The 26,355-nt window shown below is 33.5% G+C and carries 20 protein-coding genes; 9 read left to right on the forward strand and 11 right to left on the reverse strand.

Features of this window, described 5'->3' with window-relative positions; translation table 11 throughout:
* The first annotated feature begins 30 nt into the window (after positions 1–30).
* Both NNL09_RS09735 and NNL09_RS09740 read left to right on the forward strand, forming a co-directional pair.
* A complete protein-coding gene (locus NNL09_RS09735; protein WP_196911588.1) occupies positions 31–1,839 on the forward strand; it encodes a lysophospholipid acyltransferase family protein in 1,809 nt (602 codons plus the stop codon).
* Between the two features lie 124 nt (positions 1,840–1,963).
* Entirely contained in the window at positions 1,964–3,175 is a 1,212-nt protein-coding gene (locus tag NNL09_RS09740; RefSeq protein WP_196911589.1) for a mechanosensitive ion channel family protein, read from the forward strand.
* Between the two features lie 196 nt (positions 3,176–3,371).
* Here NNL09_RS09740 and NNL09_RS09745 read toward each other — a convergent pair whose 3' ends face one another.
* The 5 genes from NNL09_RS09745 to NNL09_RS09765 form a co-directional block, all read right to left on the reverse strand.
* On the reverse strand, positions 3,372–3,797 hold the full coding sequence (locus NNL09_RS09745; RefSeq protein WP_025665772.1) for an arsenate reductase ArsC: 426 nt from the start codon (positions 3,795–3,797) through the stop codon (positions 3,372–3,374).
* 59 nt (positions 3,798–3,856) lie between these two features.
* A complete protein-coding gene (locus NNL09_RS09750; protein ID WP_196911590.1) occupies positions 3,857–4,354 on the reverse strand; it encodes a GNAT family N-acetyltransferase in 498 nt (165 codons plus the stop codon).
* Entirely contained in the window at positions 4,355–4,840 is a 486-nt protein-coding gene (locus tag NNL09_RS09755) for a DUF6428 family protein (RefSeq protein WP_196911591.1), read from the reverse strand.
* Between the two features lie 22 nt (positions 4,841–4,862).
* The gene (locus tag NNL09_RS09760) at positions 4,863–5,186 is read right to left on the reverse strand and encodes a helix-turn-helix transcriptional regulator (RefSeq protein ID WP_025665769.1); all 324 of its coding nucleotides are present in this window, start codon (positions 5,184–5,186) and stop codon (positions 4,863–4,865) included.
* An 81-nt stretch (positions 5,187–5,267) separates the two neighbouring features.
* Entirely contained in the window at positions 5,268–5,675 is a 408-nt protein-coding gene (locus tag NNL09_RS09765; RefSeq protein ID WP_025665768.1) for a TM2 domain-containing protein, read from the reverse strand.
* A 208-nt stretch (positions 5,676–5,883) separates the two neighbouring features.
* Between NNL09_RS09765 and NNL09_RS09770 the strand changes: the two genes are divergently transcribed.
* Entirely contained in the window at positions 5,884–6,306 is a 423-nt protein-coding gene (locus NNL09_RS09770) for a hypothetical protein (RefSeq protein ID WP_024769902.1), read from the forward strand.
* Positions 6,307–6,370: 64 nt separating this feature from the next.
* On the opposite strand, the gene NNL09_RS09775 is transcribed toward NNL09_RS09770, so the two are convergent.
* The 6 genes from NNL09_RS09775 to NNL09_RS09800 all read right to left on the reverse strand — a co-directional run bounded on the left by NNL09_RS09775 (position 6,371) and on the right by NNL09_RS09800 (position 9,867).
* The gene (locus NNL09_RS09775) at positions 6,371–6,754 is read right to left on the reverse strand and encodes a VOC family protein (protein WP_025665767.1); all 384 of its coding nucleotides are present in this window, start codon (positions 6,752–6,754) and stop codon (positions 6,371–6,373) included.
* A 10-nt stretch (positions 6,755–6,764) separates the two neighbouring features.
* The gene (locus tag NNL09_RS09780; RefSeq protein ID WP_025665766.1) at positions 6,765–7,223 is read right to left on the reverse strand and encodes a DUF1801 domain-containing protein; all 459 of its coding nucleotides are present in this window, start codon (positions 7,221–7,223) and stop codon (positions 6,765–6,767) included.
* Between the two features lie 23 nt (positions 7,224–7,246).
* Positions 7,247–7,768 (reverse strand): DUF4199 domain-containing protein, encoded by a 522-nt coding sequence (locus NNL09_RS09785; RefSeq protein WP_025665765.1) that lies wholly within the window; start codon positions 7,766–7,768, stop codon positions 7,247–7,249.
* Positions 7,769–7,869: 101 nt separating this feature from the next.
* A complete protein-coding gene (locus NNL09_RS26255; protein WP_196911592.1) occupies positions 7,870–8,286 on the reverse strand; it encodes a response regulator transcription factor in 417 nt (138 codons plus the stop codon).
* 25 nt (positions 8,287–8,311) lie between these two features.
* Positions 8,312–8,932, reverse strand: a complete 621-nt coding sequence (locus NNL09_RS09795; RefSeq protein WP_025665763.1) for a hypothetical protein — start codon at positions 8,930–8,932, stop codon at positions 8,312–8,314.
* Positions 8,926–9,867 carry a 2-hydroxyacid dehydrogenase gene (locus NNL09_RS09800; RefSeq protein ID WP_196911593.1) on the reverse strand — a complete coding sequence of 314 codons (942 nt, stop codon included), beginning with the start codon at positions 9,865–9,867 and terminating at the stop codon, positions 8,926–8,928. The genes NNL09_RS09795 and NNL09_RS09800 overlap by 7 nt, the downstream gene beginning before the upstream one ends.
* A gap of 90 nt (positions 9,868–9,957) precedes the next feature.
* On the opposite strand from NNL09_RS09800, the gene NNL09_RS09805 reads away from it, so the two are divergent.
* The 6 genes from NNL09_RS09805 to NNL09_RS09830 all read left to right on the forward strand — a co-directional run bounded on the left by NNL09_RS09805 (position 9,958) and on the right by NNL09_RS09830 (position 26,189).
* Entirely contained in the window at positions 9,958–11,634 is a 1,677-nt protein-coding gene (locus tag NNL09_RS09805) for a tetratricopeptide repeat protein (RefSeq protein WP_196911594.1), read from the forward strand.
* Between the two features lie 117 nt (positions 11,635–11,751).
* Entirely contained in the window at positions 11,752–12,330 is a 579-nt protein-coding gene (locus NNL09_RS09810; RefSeq protein ID WP_196911595.1) for a hypothetical protein, read from the forward strand.
* A gap of 155 nt (positions 12,331–12,485) precedes the next feature.
* Positions 12,486–14,666 carry a T9SS type A sorting domain-containing protein gene (locus NNL09_RS09815; RefSeq protein WP_196911596.1) on the forward strand — a complete coding sequence of 727 codons (2,181 nt, stop codon included), beginning with the start codon at positions 12,486–12,488 and terminating at the stop codon, positions 14,664–14,666.
* A gap of 169 nt (positions 14,667–14,835) precedes the next feature.
* Complete coding sequence (locus NNL09_RS09820; protein WP_196911597.1) at positions 14,836–16,542, forward strand: tetratricopeptide repeat protein; 1,707 nt, start codon at positions 14,836–14,838, stop codon at positions 16,540–16,542.
* 132 nt (positions 16,543–16,674) lie between these two features.
* Entirely contained in the window at positions 16,675–19,779 is a 3,105-nt protein-coding gene (locus NNL09_RS09825; RefSeq protein ID WP_196911598.1) for a T9SS type A sorting domain-containing protein, read from the forward strand.
* A gap of 185 nt (positions 19,780–19,964) precedes the next feature.
* Positions 19,965–26,189, forward strand: coding sequence for an immunoglobulin-like domain-containing protein (locus tag NNL09_RS09830; RefSeq protein ID WP_196911599.1), 6,225 nt, complete (start codon positions 19,965–19,967; stop codon positions 26,187–26,189).
* Positions 26,190–26,355 lie beyond the last annotated feature (166 nt).

Here is a 26,355-nt window from a genome sequence, read left to right on the forward strand (position 1 = left end):
TATATTTGCAGTTAGCGCAAATTGTATTTAATGCCCATAGTCACAGCAAGAGAAGTAGCCGCGGGGCTCAAAATGGATAAATTTGGTTTTATAGGCACCTTTATTGGTTGGGTGATTCTTAAGGCTACCCGATTATCAAAAGTAAATCGTCAATACGATAGGATAAGCCACTTAAAAGATTTAGACTTTTTAACTAAAGGTTTAGAAATACATAATGTGAATTATGAAATTCCTGAAGAAGACCTAAAAAGACTACCTAAAGACGGAGCTTTTATTACCTTGTCGAATCATCCATTAGGAGGACTTGATGGTATTTTATTGCTTAAACTTATGTTAGAGCATAGGTCTGACTATAAAATAATAGCAAATTTTTTATTGCACAGTTTTTCACCATTGAAGCCTTATATAATGCCTGTTAATCCTTTTGAGGATAGGAAAGAGGCAAAGTCTAGTCATAAAGGAATTAAGGAAGCTATTTTACACCTTCGTGAAGGTAAACCACTTGGGATTTTTCCGGCAGGAGAAGTATCTACTTTTAAAGAAGGTAAGAATTATGTAGATAGACCGTGGGAACCTAGTGCAATGAGACTAGTTCAAAAAGCAAAAGTTCCTGTAATTCCTATATATTTTCATGCTCGTAATAGCAGGCTTTTTTATCGTCTGGCCTCGATAAGTGATATTTTACGAACAGCCAAATTACCGAGTGAACTTTTTTCTCAGGAAAATAAAGTTATCAAAGTACGAATTGGTAATCCGGTTTCGGTAAAAGATCAGGAGGAGCATACTAATCTTGAGGATTTTACGAACTTCTTACGTAAGAAAACGTATATGCTAGCTAATCCTTTTGAGAAAAAGACATTAAGAGAATCGATTCCTCAAAATTTGAAATTACCAAAATCACCTAAAGAAATAGCTGTTGAAGGTAATATCAATGCAATAGAATCTGAGTTGCAATATTGTAGAGATAATGATAAACGATTATTGATAAGTAAGAATTATGAAGTTTTTCTGGCAAAGAAAAAGCATATTCCAAATGTAGTTCATGAAATAGGGAGACTTAGAGAAATTACATTTAGAGCAATTGGCGAAGGAACTAATAATTCGTTGGATTTGGACCCTTTTGATGAATATTACCACCATATGTTTCTATGGGATAATGAGGCTAAAAAAATGGTTGGAGCATATCGTATGGGAATGGGCTCACAGATTTATGCCAATCGCGGTATTGATGGATTTTATCTTCAGGATTTATTTAGGTTTGAGCCAGAGTTACATAAAATGATGAATGAATCTATCGAAATGGGTAGAGCCTTTATTATTAAAGAATATCAACAACGTCCTATGCCATTATTTTTACTTTGGAAAGGTATTGTTCATTGTACACTTCGTTTCCCAGAGCATAAGTATCTTATAGGAGGAGTTAGTATTAGTAATAAGTTTAGTAATTTTTCTAAATCTCTAATGATAGAGTTTATGAAATCTCATTATTATGATCCTTATGTAGCGCAATATGTTAGGCCTAAAAAAGAATTTAAGGTAAAGCTAAAAGATGCAGATAAAGATTTTGTCTTTGATGAAAGTAAAAGTGATCTCAATAAATTTGATAAAATTATCGATGAAGTAGAGCCGGGAAGTCTTCGTATTCCGGTTTTAATTAAAAAATATATTAAGCAAAATGCTAAAGTAGTAGCATTTAATGTTGATCCATTATTTAATAATGCGGTTGATGGTTTAATGTATATTCGTATCGCCGATCTCCCCGATAGTACTGTAAAACCTGTTATGGAAGAATTTCAGGCAGAATTAGAGCAGAAGTATTTTAAAAACGGTGATAAATAAGATTCTTGATACACATTGTTTTTAAGATTAGATTTTTTTGATAATTTTTTCTCGTTTAGTCTTTAAAAAAGCAAAAATTAAAGTAATTTCAGTAGTGTTTCGAATTGACTTAATTAACTAGGTTATGGTTATTGAATACATATATTTTGCTATTGCTCTTGTAGGGATTTTATTCTTCTTCTATATAATGCGCAGAGTTTTTAGATGGTTGCAAAAAAAAGCTAGTGCATTAGAGACTAATATTTTTTTTAGTAGTAATAAGGCTGTTCAATTTTTTAAGTTTATCACTCCAAGAAGAGAACGTCATATTCTAAAGGTTGTAATTAGGCTATTTAGAATAACCGTAAGTGTTACCTTTTTGATTTTATATCTTCCTTTTATGTTTAGTTTGGTTCCGCAAACCAAGGTATATGCAGATACTGTTTTGGGATATATAAAAAAGCCATTGTTATTTCTGTATGATGGTATTATCGGGTTTATTCCTAATTTATTTTTTATAGTTGTTATTTTTTTTATTACTAAGTACTTACTTCGGTTTTTAAAATATGTTACGAATGAGCTAGAACAGGAAGCCGTTCGATTAGAAGGCTTTCACGCAGATTGGGCGCGCCCGACATTTAATCTGCTAAGAGTGATTATTATTGCTTTTGCGGTAATTATAATTTTTCCATATATACCAGGTTCAGATTCTCCGGCATTTAAGGGAGTATCTATCTTCTTCGGAGTATTATTTTCTTTGGGATCTACTTCTGCTATTTCTAATATCGTAGCGGGGATTGTAATTACGTATATGCGACCCTTTAAAGTAGGAGATCGCGTGCAAATAGGAGATACCATAGGAGATATTACAGATCGAAGTCTATTAGTGACACGAGTAAAAACTATTAAAAATTTAGATATTACTATTCCTAACTCTTCTATTCTGGGAAATCACATTGTTAATTTTAGTAAAAATGCTATTGATGATGTTGGAATTATATTACATACTTCGGTTACTATAGGATACGATGTTCCTAGTAATAATGTGTTGAAAGCTTTAATAGAAGGAGCAAAAAAAACAGATTTGATTTTACCAGACCCTTCACCATTTGTATTGATTAAAAGCCTTGATGATTTTTATGTAAACTATGAAATCAATGCATATACCAAAACTCCCCAAAAAGCAGCATTGATTTATTCGATGCTGCATGAGAATTTAAAAAATGCACTTCATGATGCCGAAATTGAAATATTGTCCCCTCATTATCAAGCAATAAGAGATGGTAATGTATTAACCGTACCACCAGAGAATATTCCCGAAAATTATGCGAAACCTGGATTTAAAGTAGAAAAATAATCGATTTTATTTTTTCTAAACATATGTAGAGTATCAAGAATGTGATTGATATTATTTAAGAAAATTTTAAAAAAAGGGCAGCACAAAAGTTAACTTTTGTGCTGCCCTTTTTTTATTTATCCAGAGGAATATAACCTACAAGATTTATAGATGTATCGATTTAGAAACGCTATCAGATAGTTCTAAGTTGTGTTTATTACGATACCGTTTTTGGTATATTTTTCTCTACAAAATCTTCGCAATATTCTTTAATCTGATTTCTGGTTTTTGTAAATGCGATATGGATTTCTTCTTCTGTACCTTCTACCTTTGATGGATCAAAGAAATTATAATGCAATCGTTCTGCCTTACCAGGGAAGAAAGGACATCTTTCTTTAGCATTATCACACACGGTAATAATGAAATCAAATTGTATATCTAGATATTCGTCTAGATTATTAGAGGTATGAGTAGAGATATCAATACCATCTTCTTTCATAATAGCTATTGCTCTGGGGTTTACTCCATGAGTTTCTACTCCCGCACTATAAATAGTTGCATTGTCTTTGGCAAAATGCTTTAAATATCCTTCTGCCATTTGACTCCTACAAGAATTACCTGTGCATAATACTAAAATATTCATAAGTGTTTTTGTTTTTAGTTACTCTCTTTTTAGAAGAGAGTTTGTGGTGTTTATTGTGGTTATATAATTATTTTACTTCTCCGTTCCAAGAGGATATTATCGTGCCAGATATGATCTAATTTTGCCACTTTTTCTCGATATCCTATTTCTCTAAACCCTAAAGATTTATGTAAATCAATACTCGCTTTATTATTTCTAAATACCCCAGCCTGTAGAGTCCAGAATCCAGCTTTTTCGCTTTCTTCAATTAATTTGGATAAAAGTAGTTTACCTATACCCAAACCCCTACATTTTAGTGTTATATAAATGCTAACTTCTGCTACTCCTTTATATACTTCTCTTTTCGAGGTTGGGGACAGGGCGGCCCAGCCTGCAATAGTATTTTTACTAATAGCCTTGATTCTACAGGGTTTTAAATGCGAAACATCCCATGCTTTCCAAGTAGGTACCTGGGTTTCAAAAGTGGCAATTCCTGTATCAATTCCTTCTTTATAGATTGCAGAGATCGTGGGCCAATCCTTTTGGGTAAAATATGCTATTTTTATTGAGGTATCCATCTAACAACAACCACTACCTGGGGCACAAGAAGCAGCTTCTTCAGTATTAGTTTCTGTAATCCCACATACTTCTTTTGCTTTACAGTCTGTAGGATTTACAGTAAGTTTCAGTATTAATTGATCTTTTTTGATTTCAAAATCTGCAATGTGCAATTGTGCAGTATGAAACATAGTATTTCCATATTCTATTTTTACTACAGCGTCCATTTCATAAGACTTCATCTTTCCCACCTTTCTTAATATTGCCAGAGCTTTATAGGTGCTCATATAATCTGATTTACCTAATTCACTTGGGCTTTCCCATAGTTGAATAATAGTTTCTTTCCAGAAATCGGTACCAGCGCCGCAATCTACGGCATCTACGGTAATATGTTTTACTTCGGTAATATGGTAATTAGTCCCTACCAACATTCCCGGAGCATATTCGAATAATAATGATTTATCTTGATGCTCTGCTAATAGAGTTATAAAGTCTGATGTATTCATGATTTTTAATGATTAATAAAGTTTAACAACAATTTTTTTTGGTGGTATTAAAAAATGAATTTAGATTTTTTTGCAAAGCAGTCCATCGATCGATATCGATACAGTAACACATGCTTTTGCCCTCGATTTCTCCTTTGAGTAATCCTATGCTTTTTAATTCTTTAAGGTGTTGAGATATCGTAGCTTGTGCCAATCCTATTTCTTCAACCAAATCATTACATATACATGTATTTTGTTTACTGATATATTGAAGAATAGCAATACGTGCAGGATGCCCTAATATTTTGAAGAACTGTGCCAATTCATTTTGTTGTTGATCAAATATTTGCGTCTTGGTAATTCCCATAATTAATATTATAATATCGCAATATTACGATAACAAAATGAAATAAAAAAGCCAGAAGTTAAAATTTCCAGCTTTTTATTATTAGAACCAAGGCTTTCTACCCACCTGATATGTTTGATAAAACTCGTCATCAGATTTTGTTAAATACATAATCCCTTCTACAAGACCTATAATTGATGGAACGTATATAGTTAATATTCCTATGCCTAAACACATTAGAGGAAATGAGATTAAAGTTATTCCCAGTAGAATAAAACCTTCTTTTTGGTATCCTAAAATGAATTTATGAACTCCAAGCCATCCTAGAAAAATAGCTAAAATACCAGCAAGAACTTTTTTATTATCTGCAGAATTAACAAGTTCTTTAGCCTCTTCGGCAAAATCACTGGCTGCTTCTTTGGCATCATTAGCAAATTCTTTTGCTGCTTCTGCCGCTTCTTCTGCTCCTTTTTTTATATCGTCCCCTAGGTTGTTGTTTTCTTCACTCATGTTGTTAAAATGATTTATTAGTTTGGAGAAAATTACAAAAAAATATCAATTAAAAATCAGAAGATTAACAAGAATATTTGTAGGTACTAATTATTAGTATATAGGATAACTATAGTAGGGTAAATTTTGATAAGTCATATTTATTGTTATATTTGGTATAACAACTTTGAATAAAAAAACAAACACTAACCTTTTAAATTTGAAAACTATGATATGGGGAATCTCATTAATCGTTTTAAGTATTCTTGCAGTACCATCATTACTATTATCTAAAAAACCAAATGCAAAAGAGCTTTTAGAGAAAATTGAACCTTACCAAGGTTGGATTGGATTTATATTTTGTATTTGGGGTATTTGGGGTATTATTTCTGCAATTTTAAACCTGGGGTGGCTTACGACATATCCTATTTGGTGGATAACCTTGTTAGCAGGAAATATTGTTTCTGCAACATTAGGATTTATGCTTGGATTTGGTCTCATCAGTAAATATTTTTTATCCAAAAGTGAAGAGGCAAAAGAAAAAGCAAATCGCCTTAGAGAAAAACTAGCTCCCAAACAAGGTAAGCTAGGTATCATAGGAATAATAGTTGGCTGCTGGATGATTGTAGCATCTCTTTTATTCTTTATGTAATATTCTAAATGAAATTATATATAAAAAAAGGTTGGCTACATAGCCAACCTTTTTTGTTAGAGTTTTACAAGAATGCTTTATCGACAGGTTCCCAAAGCTCAATTTTATTACCTTCGGGATCTACAATCCATCCAAATTTACCATATTCATATTCTTCTACTTTATCAATAACAGTTACTCCTTCACTTTTAAGAACTTCGAGAAGTTCGGTTAAGTTTTCTACTCTGAAATTCATCATAAATTCTTTCTTACTTGGGGCAAAATAAGTGGTGTCGTCTTTAAAAGGACTCCATTGTGTAGAACAATCGTTACCTTCTTTGTCTTTCCACCAGAATGTACAACCATAGTCATCTGTATTAAAACCTAGATGATCCCTGTACCAATCTTTTGTTTTTTTTGGATCAGCCGTTTTAAAAAATATACCTCCTATTCCTGTTACTCGTTTCATAGTTATATTGTTATTTGTTTTTTACTTTAGATTCATACATTGCAATCCATTCTTGTGGAGTCATTTTACTAGATAGTTCTGCGATCAATTTCATCGGAATCTGATCGATCTTTTTGAAACGGATACAACTTTTACCCATATCTAATTTTGTTTTTACATACTTAGGGTATTCACCAACAAACCAGTCCATTAATTCGGGATTTGCATAAATACCACTATGATAAACTGCTATAAAATTCTTCTGCGAAGCAATATTCATAAAGGGTAAAGGTAATTTAGGATCACAGTGATACCCATCTGGATATAAGCTATGCGGTACAACATATCCTATCATACCATAGCTAATCTCTTCAGAAAATCCTTTAGGAAGATTGTCTTTTATTACTTTTCTAAGCATACTCATGGCTTCCTTTCTTTCTTCAGGAATAACTTCTATATACTCATCAGGTGTTTTGGCTTTGTATTGCATACTATTTTTATTGTATTATTTTTTTAATTACCTGGTATTGGTTTACGTTGTAGTATTAGTGCTGAAATTAATGAAATTATAAATCCAATCAGAAATACCGTTGCAAACATTAAAAAGAAGCTCATAAACCTGTTAGAAAATAGCTCTTTTTGAGCCTCTAACTCTGCCAATTTAGTTTCAAGTTCGGCCTGCGGGAGAGAATTTTTCATTTGTTCAACGTAATGCGAATAGTATTCTGTCACAAAATCTGGATTGATGTATTTGATATAAATTACATCTAATATCCCAAATGCCAAAGCAGCAATAAGAGTGATGAGTATACCTATCAACAATGCTTTTCCGAAGGAAACAATACCATTATTTTCTTTATCCCGATAATGTTTAATGCCAAGGAACACAAAAAGTAACGATACTATTATACCGGCATATCCAATTACTTCTTGAATAGAGTAATCCAGATTTTTCCCTAAAAACCATCCTGCAAGTGCTAACAGACATATAGAAACTGCACTTCGTAACCCATAACGTATAATTGTATTTTTCATTGATTTATATGTATTTATTGTTAGACCCAAATGTAAATTTAGGCTAATAAATAGCATTCATACTAAAGTATGAAATTTAGAATATATGAGGTTGAAATACTTTAAAGAGGTATAATTTGTAGCTGTTTTGCAATTTGTATAGCCTGAGTACGTCGTTTTGCATCTAGTTTTACCAGCATATTAGAAACATGAGTTTTTATAGTGCTTTCTGAAACAAAAAGTTTTTCGGCTATCTCTTTATTTGATAATCCCATAGCAATCTGACATAAGACTTCATACTCTCGTTTACTTAATCCCAGTTCTTCAATTTTTTGATAATTTATTTCCTGTGTGGGCTTTTTCTTTTTGTGCAGAACTCTTCTGTTTATTACAATACCAATTACAAAAAAAATAACCGCGATTATGGCAATTATGGTTTCTATCGATGTATCTCCTGCAATAACACTGTATTTACTTAACTGAAAAAGAGCTAGTATTGCCAGAACTAAAGCTGCAAAAGTAAAAATTGTTTTCTTCACTCTATAAATGTAGTAAAACTGAAATTTAATTTGAAAGCAAATCAATTTCCTGTTGAAGATTTTCTTTCGCTTTCCCTTCAAATTTTTTGTAGAAATATTCAGATTTAAAGATGGCCTGCATATGTATAAAATGATTTAAAACTTTGATTCTTCCTTTGTTGTACATAAAATCAGGATAGTATTTATATTCTTTCCTTACGTTTTTGTAATAAGTCTCATAGTTTTTCCAATCGCTTCCTAATATAGAGAGATCAGCATCGGTAAAATAATTGATGTCACTGCTTTCAGAATTGTTGTGCCCTTTGGTGGCCAATATCATATCAGAGCAAAGCGTGATGCGGTTTTTGTCTATCGATGATGAATTTAGCACTTCTATTGCTTTCTTTGCACTTTGTTCTTCATTATCCTGTTTTAGGATATTATAAATATAATCATGATAAAACAATGCAAATAAAACCATATCCCAATCTTTGATTTTGTTTTTGACTTCAACCAAATTATGATACAGATGGTCTAGATGTGAAAGATTATGATAGTATCTGGCCTTTTTACTATGTTGTTTAACAATATCGCCCCACAAGGACTCAATATATTCTGAATCTTGAGTGTAGTTTGATAATAATGTAGTAAATACTTGTTTTAACAAAACTCGGTTTTAATTTTATCAACGATTGTCTGTGCTAATTTTTCTTTAGACTCTACAGTCCAACCAGCAACATGCGGACTTAAGATCACATTATTCATTTTAAGGAGTTTCTTAAATTCTTTTGGCATGTCATTTTCTGAAGTAAATAAGTTTTCAAAAGATGATTTTTCGTATTCTAAAACATCTAACCCTGCTCCTAAGATTTTTCCTTCTTCTATACCTTTGACCAGATCTTTGGTAACTACACTTTTTCCTCTGGCAGTGTTGATCAGCCAAAATGGTTTTTTAAATTTATTAATAAATGTTGTGTCGATCATGCCAATTGTTTTAGGGGTTTCTGGGGTATGAAGGCTTAATACATCGGTCTTTTCAAAAAGTTCATCAAGTTCTACTTGTGTTGCATCACTGTTTTCTACATCATCTTTAATGTCATAGCAAATAACTTCGACTGCAAAACCACGTAGTTTTTTTGCAAAAGCTCTACCCATATTACCATACCCGATAATACCCACCGTTTTTCCATCTAGTTCTACACCACGATGCTCTTCGCGAAGCCATTGTCCGTTTCGTACACTATGATCTCCATTATTTAATTTATTAAATAACGATAATATCATTCCTAATGTATGTTCGCCCACAGCATTGCGATTCCCCTCTGGTGCGTTAAATAGTTTGATCCCTAGTTTCTCGGCATGTTGGATATCAATATTTTCTAATCCGGCACCTATTCGACCTATAAATTTTAGATTTTTTGCCTTGTCTAAAAATATTTTGTCAATTTTAAATCTACTACGAATGATGATCCCACTATAATTATGAATTTTGGATTCGATTTCTTCTTTTGTAGAAGTATAATCTTCATCATTTTGAAAACCAACTACTACAAGTTGACTTAAAAGTAGAGGGTGATTTGTATCGAGGTGAAGTATTTTCATATATTTTGTATAGGTTTTCAAAATTAGTTAATAAAAGATTAGATACAGTATCTTTGGTAATAATCAAACCGTATTTTAAGACTATTTAACTTGAAAACAGAAAAATTTATACTACTATTTCTTTTGTTTGTAAGTATTACAGCACTTTTCTCGCAGGAGGTTGATACTACCCTGGTTCGTCTCACATCTGCATTAGATATGGCTATAGAAGATACAACCAAGGTAAAGGCAATGTTAGAGCTTGGCGAATACCAGCTAAAGCGGGATTTTAGTTTGGCTGAAGGTTATTTTGATCAAGGATTGACATTAGTCGAAAATAAAACGGAAGACCATTATCAAAAGTTTAGAACGGCATTGTATGTACAGTTAGGTGTGGTGCACCGAAGAAAGGCAGAGTATCCAAAAGCGATTGAATATTATGTAAAAGCATTAAAGTATTATGAGCAAAATAACAATGTTTCAAAAATAGCTGATGTATATCATAACATGGCCTTGGTATATCGCTATCAAAAAGAACATCGAAGAGCTGTAGAAAACTATAAAAAAGCAATTGCTCTAAAAGAAAAAGTGAAAGATACGTTTGGGATAGGAGCTGGATACAATATGCTAGGAGTTTCTTATCGACAAAATAAACAACAGGATTCTGCTTTAATTTGCTATCAAAAAGCAGAAGAAATGTTTACTACGATCAATAGCAAAGAAGATCTGCACGGAGTATACGGTAACATGGCGGTTTTGTATTCAAGACAAGGACGATATGATCTATCTACACCATTAAAGAAAGCTAACCTAGCATATTATAAAGAAATAGGAAAACGCCTTTCTATTTGTGTAGAGTACTTCAACCTAGCCCATGATTATATAAAACTTAAAAATTGGGAACAGTCGTTGAAGTATGCAGATTCCTCCTTACAAGTTGCATTGGATGAAGGTTTCAAAGAACGAATTGCGGTTTCATATAGACGTAAAAGCTATTTGTACGCTAAAATAGAAAACTATAAAGATGCACATGAAAATTATCGCATTTATAAAAAATACAACGATACGATCTTTAATATTCAGAATGCTAAAAAAATGCAAGCCCTTGAATTAAATTATCAGTTTGAAAAAGAAAAACAAGCAGATAGTTTAAAGTTTGCTCAACAAAAGCGTGAAGTTGAATTGATAGCCGAAACGGAAGCTTCAAAAAAAAGATGGTATTTTATTTCACTTTTGGTTTCTGTTGTTGGTGCAATCATAATCGGATATTTGGTTAGACGTAATTATATCCAGAGGTCAAAAATGACTCGATTAGAATTTGAAAATCAAAAGACTATTCTTGATCAGCAAATTAAAACCAAAGAAGAAAATATAAAACATCTTATTGCAGATAACAGTATGCGTCTTGCTTTTAAAGAAGAATTACTAAATAAGATAAAGAATGAAATTATTGATGGAGACCCTGAGAATATGATTATAGCGTTAAACTCTTTAACGACACAATTGCTAAGACAAATTTCTACCGAAGGAAAACTCTCAGAACTTCAGGAAAAGATTGATGATGTAAATCAGAATTTTGATGATACACTAAAAAAAATATACCCAGATCTTACCAAAGGTGAACGCGAGGTATGCGCATTATTGCGACTCAATTTATCAATCAAAGAAATTATGACCATCCGTGATGTATCTTCAGATTCAGTAAAATCAATGAGACGAAGAATTCGTAAAAAAATGAGTGTACCATCAGATATAGAACTTGAAAAATTTATTCGAGACCTGGTCTAGACTTCTTATACGTAGCCTTACGTATTTTAGGGCTGGAATGGTCTTTGACACATTTTGACACTTTGATATTTTGGAACAGATTGAGCTTGTGAATACTATTGTATAAAATCTTTTTATATGATAATATCACTACTTGCTTTTACTGTTATCGTCCTTGTCATTGCGTTGGTTACTATTGGATACCTGAAATACAAAAATTACAAGTATCGAATAGATGTTAAACATGCAAAACACAATAATTTAATTTTGGATCAAAAACTAGCTGTCAAAGAAGAAAAAATTAAGGAGCTTTTGTCTAACAAAAACAAACAATTGTCTTTGAATGAAGAAATACTAAATAAACTAAAGAATGAAATTAATGCAACAGATCCATCGAGTGAAGCGCAAAAATTATGCTTATTAACAGCGCAATTACAATTTCAGGTAGCGTATGAAAAGAGATTGACACAAGAACCTCAAAAAACAACAGATATCAATCATAGTTTTGAGAGTAAATTAGAAATATTATATCCCGAGCTTACTCTTTATGAACGTGAAGTATGCACTCTGTTTTCACTCCGATTATCTGCCAAAGAGATCATGAAAATTCGAAATTTATCTATGGATGCTATTCAATTACTACGGGAACAAATTCGGGAAAAAATGAGTATCCCTCAAGGAATCAAACTCGAAAAATTTATCCAGGAATTGGCTTAGACTTTACGAAATCATTCTCTAAAGTTTATTGAGTAGGTACCTCAAACCTCACCACTCATTTCTACTAAAATGACACCTTTTGACACCGCTAAAATTACCTTAAAACAATAGGTTTAGACTATTTTTGGGGCGCTACACTTAATAAACCCCAGAATATGAAAAAACTATTACTCTTCGTTTTTACGCTTTTTTTATTCTCAATGATTTCAAATGCCCAAACTGGAAATCAAATTGATGGATCTGCGATTACTCCAAATCAATCTAATGCCAGCAATACACCTTTTCCTTATGATGGCACTACCACTTTTACACCAGGGTCATTATTAACTACTGGAGATTGGAACCTAGCTATAGGTCCCGGTGCAGGAGCGTCTTTAACGACTACTTCCAGAAATATTTTAATAGGGGGTATGGCAGGAGCTAAACTCACCAATCGAGATAATGTGGTGATTGGAGTATTTAGTGCAGATCAAACTACCAACACCCTTGAGAACATCTTTATCGGTAATTATGTAGCCAGAAATGTTACTGGAAATGAGAATGTGGTCATAGGCCATAGAGCAGGGCAGAGTTTAACATCAGCTCATGATAATACGTTAATTGGTGAGGAAGCAGGAAAGGATCTAACCGAAGGAGATGATAATGTATTTGTAGGTGAAGATGCGGGGCGATCCACTACAACGGCCTCTAACAATACATTTATAGGTAATTCTGCAGGTTTGAGTAATACTACAGGAAGTGGAAATACTTTTGTTGGTGGAGGAAGCCCGTTTGCCGTGGAGAACGCGATTGAAGGATTTAGCCCCGTGTATTCGTTGATCAGTACAAACGACTCGCCGGGAGAGGATAATACAAATGGAGAAGGAAATACATTTATAGGCGCTGGAGCCGGGCAGGATAATACCGATGGTTATGCCAATACATTTTTAGGGTTTGATGCTGGAGCCAACAGTAATCATGCAGATGGAAATACATTTATTGGTTATGGAGCCGGATGGGATAATAATCGATTAAATAATTTTAATGATGCCAATCGAAACACCTATGTAGGAGCTATGGCAGGAGGTATCAATAGAACAGGTTCTGATAACGTGGGGATGGGTTGGAATGCCAACTTTACGGGTTGGGGAGCTAGTGGTCCTAGTGCAGGAAAAAATAATCGGAATACATTTATAGGAAACGCTGTTGACGTTTTTGGAGATGATCAGGTTATTATAGGTCACCAAGCTCGAGCAACTGGTAATAGAGGGTCAATTACTATTGGTTCATTAAGTAGTACTGCCAACTCATATGCTGCGGCAATAGGATATGATGTAGATGTAACTAACGCAAATACAATGGCATTAGGGGGAGATCAAACCACTAATCGCATGAGTGTTGGAATTGGTACCGTAGCGGCAAACCAAAATGCATCATTAGAACTAGCCGATACCGATAAAGGTTTTTTGGTGAATAGAGTGACCACCGCACAACGTATCGCTATGGAAACTGCAGCAGCAAGTGGTAATCCCTTGGCTACTAATGAGGCAGGGATGATGGTGTATGATACCGATGTTTCTGCACTTTTTGTTTGGGATGGTACGCAATGGGTAAACACTACAATAGATACGAATACGGATACCGATGATCAAACCATAGATGTATTTCAGTTAAATGGTGATAATCTTGAGCTGTCGCTGTTAGATGATGCTGAAGCTACCAAAACAATTGATCTTTCAGGATACATAGATAATACAGATGCACAAATATTAAGCTTAACCAATAATAACTTAGCCATTTCAGGAGGAAACACCATCGATCTTTCGACTTTACAGGATGGAACAGGGACTGATAGTCAAAATCTTACTTCGGCAAGTTTAAACGGTACTAATCTAACGATTGCTATAGAGAATGGAGCATCCGTATCTATAGATTTAGCTCCTGTTCTTTCTTCATTAACATTAGATCTTGGTGATGCGCAAAGTGAAATTGTTGATTTGCGAACCGAAAATACGACACAGCAAGTGCTTATTGATGATTTGATTACTCGTATAGAAGCTTTAGAGAATAATACTGTTGGTAGTCTTAATAAAGGAAATCTTCCTATACTGTATCAAAATATCCCAAATCCGTTTAACGGGACTTCCTCTATTAAGTATTATCTACCCGATGGAATCAATAATGCCTCTGTTGTGTTTAGTAATTCGTTAGGACAAGTAGTATCTAAGGTAGCGATCAAACAAAATGGCGATGGTGAATTACATATTAATAGTGATGGCCTGGCAGCAGGTACGTATTTCTATACTTTATATGTTGGAAGTCGAAAAATCGATACTAAAAAAATGGTGATAGAATAAATCTTTGTGGTGAAAGAAGAATACAAAAATAAAAAGCCGCTCATTTTATGAGTGGCTTTTTATTTCAGTATGCTTTCAAAACATGCTTGTTAAGCAAGTAGATTTTTACTTTTTGACTAATAATCATAATGAATTTATTGTCGTATTTTTGAGAACAACCCGTATGCAAATGAAGTTAATATCTCTTGTTTTTCAATTGTTCTCTAAAAATAAAGTTGCATTATGCATTGTGTTAATACAGAGTATACTTTTTTGTACCAAAACCTTTTCTAAGTCATATGAAACACAAAAAGATAGCCTTCAAGTAGAAGAATTGTACTCTAAAGCTATAGAAATTATAGACGTAAACCCTGTTGAGTCTCGAAAAATATTTGAGAAAACCTTAATAACGATAAACAAAAATATATCTGGTTCAAATAGTGATAGCAGTTTCTTTTTAGTAAAGAAAGCTTTTATTCTCGAACGACTAGCCTATTTTTTAAGAAGAGAAAATAAGTATGGTGCAGCATTAGAATATCTTCAGGAAAGCCTCGAATTAAAAAGAAAAGTAGACGAAACTTATACGTTGGGATATACCTATTCTCAGATTGCCTGGCTTTGGATATATCAGTCAGAATTTGATAAAACCAAGATTAATTTAGATTCGGCATATGCAATAAGCAAAAGATATGGTAACATAAAAGAAACCATAAGAAGCTTAAGTCGATATGGGACCTTGTATCTAAATTTAAAAGAGTATAAAAAAGCAGAAGATCACCATTTTCGAGCAGTAAAGCTTGCTGATTCTATTAATGATAGTAGAGCAATGGCAACAACCAATGCGAACTATGCAGATTTTTTAAGGCGTCGAAAAAGGTATGAAGAAAGTATACCTTATCTTGAGAAATCTATGATAATGCATGAAAAAAACGATAATCAAATAGGGTTAGAATCCGGATATTATGCTTTAGGACTCACCTATAGAAATCTAAAAAAACCATATAAAGCCATAAAAGCATATAAGCGATCTATTGAAATGTCTGAAAAGCAAAAAAATAAAGCAATTATACATATGCGCTACTTGGGACTTAGTAAAAGCTATGAAGATGTTCGAGATTATAAAAATGCATTTTTATCTTATAAACAATTTAATATTTTTCAAGAAAAAGGTAAAAACGAGATAAATTATCGAAAGATGGCTGATCTCGAATCTAAATATAAATATGAGCAACAACTCGCTCTGGATAGTCTTAGGTTTGATCAGGAAAAAAGAGAAGTTGAACTCATTGCTGTTTCAGAATCGACAAAAAAACGTTTGTATTTTTTGCTATTGATTTTAGCGCTCATAGCAGCCGGTGTAATTGCATTTTTAGTACGAAGAATGTATATGGGTAAAACTCAGATCGCTTTAGAGCGACTGGAAAAAGAAAAAGCCCAAAAAGAATTGTTAGATCGACAAATTGAAGCCAAAGAAGAAGAAATTAAACGATTGGTTGCTGATAATACCATGAGATTAAATTTTAAGCAAGAATTGCTGGATCAACTAAACAATGAATTGTCAGAAAAAGAATCAGAAGATTTAAAATTATCGTTATCTTCTCTTGCCAAAGAACTAAAGTCTCAGATCAATACCGAAGATAAACTTTCTTCTTTACAACATAAAATTGATGAGGTAAACCAGGGATTTAATTCGAAGTTGATCAAATTATATCCAGAACTCACCAAAACAGAACGAGAGGTATGTGCGTTACTTCGACTAAATTTATCGATCAAAGAAATCATGACCATTCGTAATGCATCTCAAGATTCGATTAAGTCTATACGTTATCGTATCCGTAAAAAACTAGGACTTTCCTCTGGAGAAGAATTAGAACAATTTATACAGAATATTACTTAAACTCGTATACGTAACCCTACGTAAATTGTGGTAAAAACAGGAATTTGCCACTTTTTGCCACCATTAAAATTTTCTTAAAAGGAGGGAGTCTTTTATTTTTATAAACCATTATAAATCTAAAAAGCCCCTTGTATGAAAAGAAAATTACTTTCGAGTATTACTATTGTATTCTTTTTGAGTACCATTTTTATTCAGGCACAAACTTTAAATCAAACCTCGGGTACTGGCTCAGGAGTCAATATTACTACTGGTGATTATAACACCATGTACGGTGATAGTACAGGGACGGCATTAACTTCTTCTAGTTATACTACATTTGTTGGTTTTGCGGCTGGAACAAAAAATACTACTAGTGAAAACACTTTTATAGGGTATTATGCAGGTCACGATAATGTGGAAGGGTTTGACAATGTTTTTGTTGGCTTTGAGGCTGGTATGAAAACGAATAAAGATGCTTCTATTAGTAACTTTAATGGTGGCGACAATACTTTTATCGGAACGGAATCTGGAGAGAAAAATACTACAGGATACGATAATACTTTTCTAGGAGAAGAATCTGGTCAGGATAATACCACTGGTTATGAAAACACTTACCTCGGAGAAGATGCTGGATATAATTTCACCACCGGTTACGAAAACACCTTTGTGGGGCATCAAGCAGGTGTTGGAGACGGTTTTCGTAATGGTGCAACAGGATACAAAAATACCGGAGTAGGAAATGTATCTCTTATAGATTTAAGAGAAGGACATCATAATACTGCAATAGGAGATTCTTCGGCTGTTGATATTGGTGACGGAATTTATAACACCATGGTTGGAGCAGCAGCAGGAGTCGCTACAGAACATGCCGATTTTAATACATTTGTGGGGGCTATGGCCGGTTGGGATAATAACAGAACAAACAATACGACGGATGCCAATCGTAACACCTATGCTGGATATTTAGCAGGAGCTTCAAACCGTGAAGGTGAAGATAATGCCGGGTTTGGATCTTTTTCGGGCTATGGTAGAGCAGAAAGTATTACCACAGATGGTGATTTCACCAATTTTAATGGAAATACAAATCGCAGTAGAACAACTTTTTTTGGTGCCCAAGCCATTGCAGCCCAAAATGATGTGATTACCATGGGATATTATTCTTATAATGCGGGACAATATGCCATAGGAATTGGTAATGAAGGAACTATGAATAATGCAATTGGAGCCATAGGAATAGGATATCAATTTGAAACTATTCATGGCGCAAATTATTCGATAGGTATAGGATATCAAGCCAATATTACTAGAGCTAATGCCATTGGTATTGGTAAATCGGTAACTGTAGAGAATAACGATGCTATTGCTATTGGTACTAATTCTGTAGCACAAAACAATGGTGCTATTGTGATTGGAACTGGCGCGACCTCTAATGACTTAATCGACAGTACTCCTACCGGACCTACACCTGGCGCTACAGAAGCTACTAATAATATTGCTATAGGTACCAGCGCAGTGGTAAGTGGTACAAATGCAATTGCTATAGGGAACGGAGCCACTGCGGCCAATGACAATACCATGATATTGGGTGGAGCAGCAAACCCCGTAAGTGTAGGAATAGGCACCGACACTCCTAATGAATATGCACTGTTAGATCTTACAAGCAACAACAAAGGATTACTAATTAACAGATTGACCACAGCACAACGTACTGGATTAGAACCTGCTTTTCCAGAACGTCCCTCATCAAGGGGTATTCGAGAATCTGAGGAAGGATTAATGGTATATGATACCGACGAAAAAGCATTATACTTTTGGGATGGAACTGAATGGAGTAGCGCTATCAAAGATAATCTGGGAGATCATACTGCAACAACCACCCTAAATATGGGTGATAATGTAGTGCGTTTTGACTTTGGTGAGGAGAATGGGATTGAATTTAATGGTCGGGACCGATATAAAATTTCATATGGAGGAAGTGCAAATTATGATTATGGTCCGGTAACAGGGGTAAGTATAAAAACTTCTATGAGTACTTCTGCCGATAATGGTTGGACCTGGGGACCGTATAACGCAGCTCCAGTAGCTGCTATTAGTACCGAAGGAAAAATGCAGATTGCCAATAGTTTAAATATTGCAGGAGCTTATGAATTTCCTACAGTAGATGGAACCACAAATCAAGTCTTAACAACAGATGGATCGGGTGCATTAACCTGGTCTACACAACTAGATAATCAAGAACTTTCAGTGAATACTAATACACTTAGTATTTCGGGAGGGACCAATACCATAGATTTATCAGGCTATTTAGACAATACCGATGAACAGGCAATATCACTGGCTACAAACACCTTAAGTATTACTGGAAATACTGCTACAGTAGACCTTTCGGGATATCTTGATAATACCGACAATCAAGACCTAAGCTTAGCTGCGAACACACTTAGTTTGACTAATGATGTATCTACGGTTGATTTATCCGGGTATTTGGATAATACCGATGAACAGGCTATTTCTCTTTCAACAAATACGTTAAGTATTACCGGAAATGTTGCTACAGTAGATCTTTCTAGATACCTAGATAATACCGATGCACAAACCTTGAGTTTTACCAATGGAGATTTAAGTATAACAGGAGGAAATACTATAGATCTTTCAGTTTTACAAGACGGTACTGGAACCGATAACCAAACGTTGGATTTATCCTCAAACATATTGAATATTTCAAATGGAAATGCTGTAGATCTTTCAGAATATATAAATACCGATAATCAGGATTTAACATCAGCCAGTTTAACAGGGACAAATCTTACTATTAAAATTGAAAATGGTACCTCGGTCACTGTAGATTTAGAACCAGTAGTTTCTTCTTTAGAAGCAGATTTGGTAGATGCTCAGAATGAAATTGAAACATTACAAGGTCAAATAACCGATATAGTAGCCAGGTTAGAAGCTGTAGAAAGCTGTGCTTGTGACACTACAAATAGTAATAATAAAGGAAACACACCTATACTCTATCAAAATATTCCAAATCCATTTAATAGTACTTCATCGATCAAATACTATTTGCCAGATGGTATTACAAATGCTTCTATTGTGTTTAGTAATACTATAGGTCAATTGGTATCAACAGTTGCCCTCAAGAAAACTGGAGATGGCGAATTAAATATAAATAGGGATGGATTAGCAGCTGGAACGTATTTCTATACATTATACGTTGGGAGTCAAAAAATTGATACCAAAAAAATGATGATCGAGTAAGCCATTATTGTTGATTAAACGGTATACGTACCCTCACGTATATTTGCTTAAAAACCAAGGGTTGCCACTTTTTGTCACCGTTAAAATTATCTTAAAATCAGATAAATGATATATTATTGCAAAAAAATCAAGAACCATTTTTGTGTTGCTCTTGAATAGTATATACAGTTTTAAAAGCCCCATATATGAATAGAAAATTACACCTAACTTTTTTCTTGTTATTTAGTTATGTCATAGTTGCCCAGGAAACTTATGTGCCTGATGATAATTTTGAAAATTATTTAGAAACACATGATGCTGATGGAAATGTTGTTTCTGTGGGAGAAGCTACCAGTATGGGAAATGGTGTTGCTAATGACGATCATGTAACCACTTCAAGAATAGAAAATGTTACTGATTTAGATATTTCCAGATTATTGATCGCGGATGCCACGGGATTAGAAGATTTTGCTGCTTTACAAAATTTCACCTGTTTTGAAAACTCCATAACCAGTATTGATCTTTCTAAGAATACAGCATTACAAACGATTAATGTTGGCAAAAATAGCCTTACCAGTTTAGATCTTTCAGGAAATCTAATGCTAACTTCTTTGAGTTGTAGTCGAAATGAAATTACAACCTTAAATGTATCTCAAAATACGATGTTGGAAACTTTAGGTTGTAGTAATAATCAACTTAGTAGTCTAGATGTTACCAACAATACAGCATTAAAAAATCTGTATTGCTATAGTAATCCTTTAGGCAGTCTGGATGTAACACAAAATCCGTTATTAGAAGATCTGGATTGTGTAGATACGCAACTTACCGTTCTGGATGTTTCTCAAAATCCAGAATTACAAGAATTACAAGCCTATGAAAACTCACTTACAAGCTTGGACCTAAGCAAGAATGTAAAGCTGGTTGAACTGTTTATAGAAGATAACCAAATCACCAGTTTAGATGTCTCTAAGAATGTTGAATTAGTAGATTTATCATGTGCTTATAATCAATTAACCTATCTAAATATTAGAAACGGAAATAATACTAATTTGGATGATCGAGATTTTGACATTCGTAATAATCCCGGGCTTACCTGCGTTGTTGTAGATGATCCGGTATATGCAAATACCAATTTAACAGATAAGGATGCACAAACCGTATATAATACATTCTGTAGTCAAACCTATGTGCCCGATGATAATTTTGAAGCGTATTTAGAAACACATAACGAATTTGGTTTAGTAGTACCGGTTGGAGACCTAACCAGTATGGGTAATGGTATTGCCAATGATGATTATGTTGGAACCGAAAGAATTCAAAACGATGAAACTTTAGGTATCCATGGTCAAGGAATTACAGACTTTACAGGATTAGAAAACTTTGCAAGCTTAAAAACACTATACATACACGACAATACGGTTTCAAGTATAGATCTTACTGCAAATACAAATTTGATAGAAGTAAGTTGTGCAAGCATGGGACTTACTAGTCTCAATCTTTCGGGATTAACTTCATTAGAAATAGTAAGAGCCAGAGAAAACAACTTATCTACAATAGATCTAAGTTCTAATACAGCATTACATAGCTTATATTTAGATAAAAATGATTTTACTACAATCGATATCAGCGCAAACACAGCTCTTTCGGATTTTAGAATAAGAGAAAATACGGTAATCGATCTTGATATAACAAATAACATCAATTTAACAAGATTGTATTGTGGTGACAATTCTTTATCAAATCTGGATGTAACTAACAATGCTCTTTTAGAAACCTTAAGCATAGGTGGGAATCAATTCGTAACCATAGACATAAGTAGTTTATCTAATCTCGCCGATTTCTCTATTGAAGATACCCCAACACTTACTTCTTTGGATGTGTCTCAAAATTCGAACCTTGAAGATATTGAGGTCAACAACAATACTTCGTTGACCACTTTGGATCTATCTAGCCTTACCAAATTAATAGAGCTTTACACCTATGGTAGTCAAATTGCTAAATTAGATGTTAGCAATAGCCCAGACATTGAATATATAGAATGTTACGACGGACAATTAACTTCGTTAAACCTTAAAAATGGAAATAATAGTAATGATATAGAGCTATATGCTACTGGCAACCCAAATCTGGTTTGTATCCAGGTGGATGCCCCAACAGCAAGTTATTTATCAAGTTGGGAAAAGGATGCTACTGCAAGTTATAGCGATGATTGTAACTGGACGTATGTACCCGATGATAATTTTGAGAACTTTTTAGAAACTCATACTGCTGATAATAGTTTTGTTATAGTAGGTGATCCTACCAGTATGGGTAATGGTATTGCCAATGACAATTATGTTAAAACAGCCAATATTGAAAATGTCATAAATCTTTTTGTTCAATTCCAAGGCATTACCGATTTTACAGGTATTGAAGATTTTTCCGCTTTAGAAACATTCTTTTGTTTCAATAATTTGATCAATACTAGTTTAGATTTAACCAATAATACTAACCTAAAAAGAGTAGATGGTGGTGATATGGGCTTAACGAGTATTAATGTAACAGGATTAACTGCTCTGGAACGATTGGATATCCCTCGCAATGATTTTACTACAATCGATGTTTCTACGAATACTGCTTTGAAAACATTGGTCCTTTCTTCGAATGATTTATCTGGTTTGGATGTAAGCAATAATGTACTGCTAGAAGATTTACAAATTCATGAAACTACATTAAGTAGTATTGATGTAAGTAATAACACACAGCTTAAAAGATTGTTTGTTTCTTTTAATTCATTTACAAATTTAAATCTTGAAAATAATATCCTATTAGAGGATTTAAACTTGGCCAAAAACCCGTTTACCTCTTTTGATGTTAGTCATCTTACAAAATTAGAAGACTTAAACCTTGATGAAACCAATATTGCCTCAATAGATATTAGTAAAAATACCAACTTAGTAGAATTTAGTGCAAGAAACATGGATGAATTGGTCGAACTGAATGCCAAAAATGGTAACAATAGCAATTTTACAGAGTTTGAAGTAGATGGTTGTCCTAATTTAACCTGTATTGAAGTAGATGACCCAACTGCTGGTTATTTGACAGGTTGGTCAAAAGATGCCACTGCAAATTTTGCTAAGTATTGTCGATTTACTTATGTGCCAGATGATAATTTTGAGAATTACTTAGAAACACACAGAGAAAATACAGGATCGGTTCCGTTTGGGGATGATCGAAGTTTAGGAAATGGTGTCATGGATGATTACGTTCCTACAGAAAAAATTGAAAACTTAACGATTTTATTTATTGAAAATCAAGATATATCTGATTTTACTGGGCTTGAAGAATTTACAGGTTTAGAACGTTTTAGAGCTTATGGAAATCCTGTAAATGGAGCTTTAGATTTAACTCCTAATGTAAACTTAAATCAGGTATTCTGTTGGGAAATGGGATTAACCAGCATTAATCTAACGGGTTTAACCAACTTATTTCAATTGGCTGTACAAGATAATGGTATAATGAGTCTAGACCTTACTACAAATACAATAGTAGAAGATATAAATATAGAAAACAACAATCTATCCTCATTAGACCTTAGTCAAAATACCGAAGTAACGGGTTTAAATTATATCAATAATAACATTCAAACCATTGATTTAAGTCAAAATACAAAGCTAGTAACCCTAAAATGTTCAGAAAATACAATTTCAACAATAGATGTTCAAAACAATACGGCCATAGAAACTTTAGAGATCGCTAATAATCCAATGGTAAGTATCAATGTTTCGAATCAACCTGAATTAGTAAACTTAATAATTAATAACACCAATATATCAGAAATTGATTTAAGTAACAATCCAGATATTAGTCAATTGGTTTGTAATGATACTGCTATAACCGAACTAGACTTAAGCAACAATGCAAACATGTACACTTTAGAAGTACATAATAATGCAATTACCGAGTTAAACTTAGGAAACCTAACAAGATTGAATACCTTCAATGGTTCGAATAATCAATTAACCGAGTTAAACTTAAGAAACGGTAGGAATGAGGATATGGCAAGTGTTGACGTGACCGGAAACCCAGATTTAACTTGTATAGAGGTTGATGATCCTACTGCTCCTGAATTAGCAGCTTGGTTAAAAGATAATACAGCCAACTATGCAGAATACTGTAGACTAACCTATGTGCCAAACGATAATTTTGAAGCGCTTTTAGAAGGTAGAGCTTTGGGTAATGGAATCCCTAATGATGATTATGTGTATACAGGTCTAATTGATTCAGAAATAGCACTCATAATTCAAGATAAAGACATTTCTGACTTAACAGGTATCGAAGATTTTCAATCACTAGAATTATTACTTTGTCGCAGATCAAATGTCGAAACTATTGACATAAGTAACAATACCAAGTTGACTCATCTAAACTTAGTCGATAATTCATTAACAAGTATAGACTTAAGTAACAATGTATTGTTAGAAGAACTATATATTAGTGATAATGAGAACTTAGAAAGTATTGATGTTTCTTCTCTTCCTTTATTAACTACATTAAGTGCATCTAATACTGGTATGAACACTGTTGATATTTCTAACAATCCAGTATTAAGAGTATTAAACATTGACGATAATAGTTTTACCACCTTAGACTTATCTCCATATCCAAGTGTTGTACAATTAAGAATTACTAATAATCCATTAACTTCTTTAAAAGTGGCCAATGGTAATAATACCAATTTTACCTGGTTTGATGCTAGAGGAAATCCAGATTTAACCTGTATTGAAGTAGATGATATAAATCCTAATTCAAGTTTATGGTACAAAGATGCTACAGCTAATTATGCATTATATTGTGATTTAACTTATGTGCCTGATGATAACTTCGAAAATTACCTAGAAACGCATGATGCCGATGGTAATGTAGTTGCAATAGGAGATACAGCCAGTATGGGTAATGGGATAGCTAACGACGATCAGGTGGCAACTTCAAAAATTGAAAACGTAATTATTTTAACTATTGAAAGCCAAGACATAGCAGATCTTACAGGAATTGAAACTTTTACAGCTTTAGAATCTTTAAACTGTGATTATAATGATCTAACAACTTTAGATTTGAGTAGTAATACTAGCCTAAAAATTTTAGATGCTGCAGAAAACGATTTCATCACTTTAGACCTTTCTGGTTATTTAATCTTAGAAGAAGTAAATTTACGTTCTAATTCCATTACAAATTTATTGGTTGATAATAACCCCAACTTAAAAAAGTTAAAAGTTGGTAAAAATGCACTTACAACATTAGACGTAACAGCTTGTACTCAATTAGAAGAACTTGCTGTTCACCAGAATTTATTAGAATCTTTAGATGTTAGAAATGGAAATAATAACTTAATTACTGATTTCTTTGTTCTTTACAATCCTAACTTAACCTGTATTCAGGTTGATGATCCTACCGCTACTTATTTAAGTAGTTGGGAAAAAGATGATATTGCTAGTTTTAGTGAAGATTGTGTTACACCTGTAATTACTTTACTAGGAGACAATCCTCAAGTAATAGAATTAGGATCAGGATATACCGAGTTAGGAGCTACGGTTGATGATGGAGTAACCAATGTAGTGATTGACACTTCCGATTTTCGGGATGCAGTTGGTAGTTATACAATCAGATATAATGCTACCGATGCTTCGGGGAATGTAGCTATAGAGGTAACTAGAACTGTGAATGTAATCAATAGCTGTCCGATCGTAAGTTTACCAGCAAATAATTTTACAATCACTACCACAAGTGAAACGTGTACCGATAAAGATAATGGAACAATTGCTATTAGTGCTGTTACCGTATTAGATTATAACACTACAATTAATGGAGTAGAGTATAGTTTTACTTCTGCATTGACAGTAGATAACCTACCACCAGGTACTTATCCTGTATGTATTGCCATAGAAGGTTTTGCAAGTTGTGAACAATGTTTTGAAATGGTTATTGAAGAAGCAGAGAGTTTAACAGGGAAAACCGAGCTACTTGCAGAAGCAGGAACTGCAAAAGTAAATGTTGAGGTAACTACAGGTACGGCGCCCTATATTGCAAAGATCAATAACAAAATAGTAGGAGAGTATACAACGAAGAATTTCATTCTAGATGTACAACATGGGGATGAGTTAGAAGTGTCTTCAAGTGTAGATTGTGAAGGCAAACTATCTACCAAAGTTAGTTTGTTTGATCAGGTAAGTATTGCACCCAATCCAACGAAGGGAGATGTTACGCTTACTCTTCCCGATACTCAGTTGCAAACGATAAATGTGTCGATGTATAATGCATTAGGGACTCAGGTTTCTTCTGGGGAGTATATTATTACTTCGGGACAAGTAATATTACCTATGAAGCAATTACCACAAGGTATTTATTTTGTGTCAATTGATCATAGAACTACGTTTAAAATTGTGAAACAATAAAGAGAAAACCTTCATTTTTATCATTTCGACTTAACTGACCCTAAACCTGGTCCAAAGGTTCAATGTGATCGTAAAGAATAAAGAAATAGGAAATGAAAAGTATGATGATATATAGCTTTAGTAAGATACTGCTTAAAGAATATTTGGTAGTAAAATAAAGCTTCAG

The organism is Aquimarina sp. EL_43, assembly GCF_943422735.1.
GTDB classification, from domain to species: Bacteria; Bacteroidota; Bacteroidia; order Flavobacteriales; family Flavobacteriaceae; genus Aquimarina; species Aquimarina megaterium.

Coding starts and splice junctions, on each gene's coding strand:
- NNL09_RS09735 (WP_196911588.1), top strand. CDS start 31: ATGCCCATAGTCACAGCAAGAGAAGTAGCCGCGGGGCTCAAAATGGAT.
- NNL09_RS09740 (WP_196911589.1), top strand. CDS start 1,964: ATGGTTATTGAATACATATATTTTGCTATTGCTCTTGTAGGGATTTTA.
- NNL09_RS09745 (WP_025665772.1), bottom strand. CDS start 3,797: ATGAATATTTTAGTATTATGCACAGGTAATTCTTGTAGGAGTCAAATG.
- NNL09_RS09750 (WP_196911590.1), bottom strand. CDS start 4,354: ATGGATACCTCAATAAAAATAGCATATTTTACCCAAAAGGATTGGCCC.
- NNL09_RS09755 (WP_196911591.1), bottom strand. CDS start 4,840: ATGAATACATCAGACTTTATAACTCTATTAGCAGAGCATCAAGATAAA.
- NNL09_RS09760 (WP_025665769.1), bottom strand. CDS start 5,186: ATGGGAATTACCAAGACGCAAATATTTGATCAACAACAAAATGAATTG.
- NNL09_RS09765 (WP_025665768.1), bottom strand. CDS start 5,675: ATGAGTGAAGAAAACAACAACCTAGGGGACGATATAAAAAAAGGAGCA.
- NNL09_RS09770 (WP_024769902.1), top strand. CDS start 5,884: ATGATATGGGGAATCTCATTAATCGTTTTAAGTATTCTTGCAGTACCA.
- NNL09_RS09775 (WP_025665767.1), bottom strand. CDS start 6,754: ATGAAACGAGTAACAGGAATAGGAGGTATATTTTTTAAAACGGCTGAT.
- NNL09_RS09780 (WP_025665766.1), bottom strand. CDS start 7,223: ATGCAATACAAAGCCAAAACACCTGATGAGTATATAGAAGTTATTCCT.
- NNL09_RS09785 (WP_025665765.1), bottom strand. CDS start 7,768: ATGAAAAATACAATTATACGTTATGGGTTACGAAGTGCAGTTTCTATA.
- NNL09_RS09800 (WP_196911593.1), bottom strand. CDS start 9,867: ATGAAAATACTTCACCTCGATACAAATCACCCTCTACTTTTAAGTCAA.
- NNL09_RS09810 (WP_196911595.1), top strand. CDS start 11,752: ATGATAATATCACTACTTGCTTTTACTGTTATCGTCCTTGTCATTGCG.
- NNL09_RS09815 (WP_196911596.1), top strand. CDS start 12,486: ATGAAAAAACTATTACTCTTCGTTTTTACGCTTTTTTTATTCTCAATG.
- NNL09_RS09820 (WP_196911597.1), top strand. CDS start 14,836: ATGAAGTTAATATCTCTTGTTTTTCAATTGTTCTCTAAAAATAAAGTT.
- NNL09_RS09825 (WP_196911598.1), top strand. CDS start 16,675: ATGAAAAGAAAATTACTTTCGAGTATTACTATTGTATTCTTTTTGAGT.
- NNL09_RS09830 (WP_196911599.1), top strand. CDS start 19,965: ATGAATAGAAAATTACACCTAACTTTTTTCTTGTTATTTAGTTATGTC.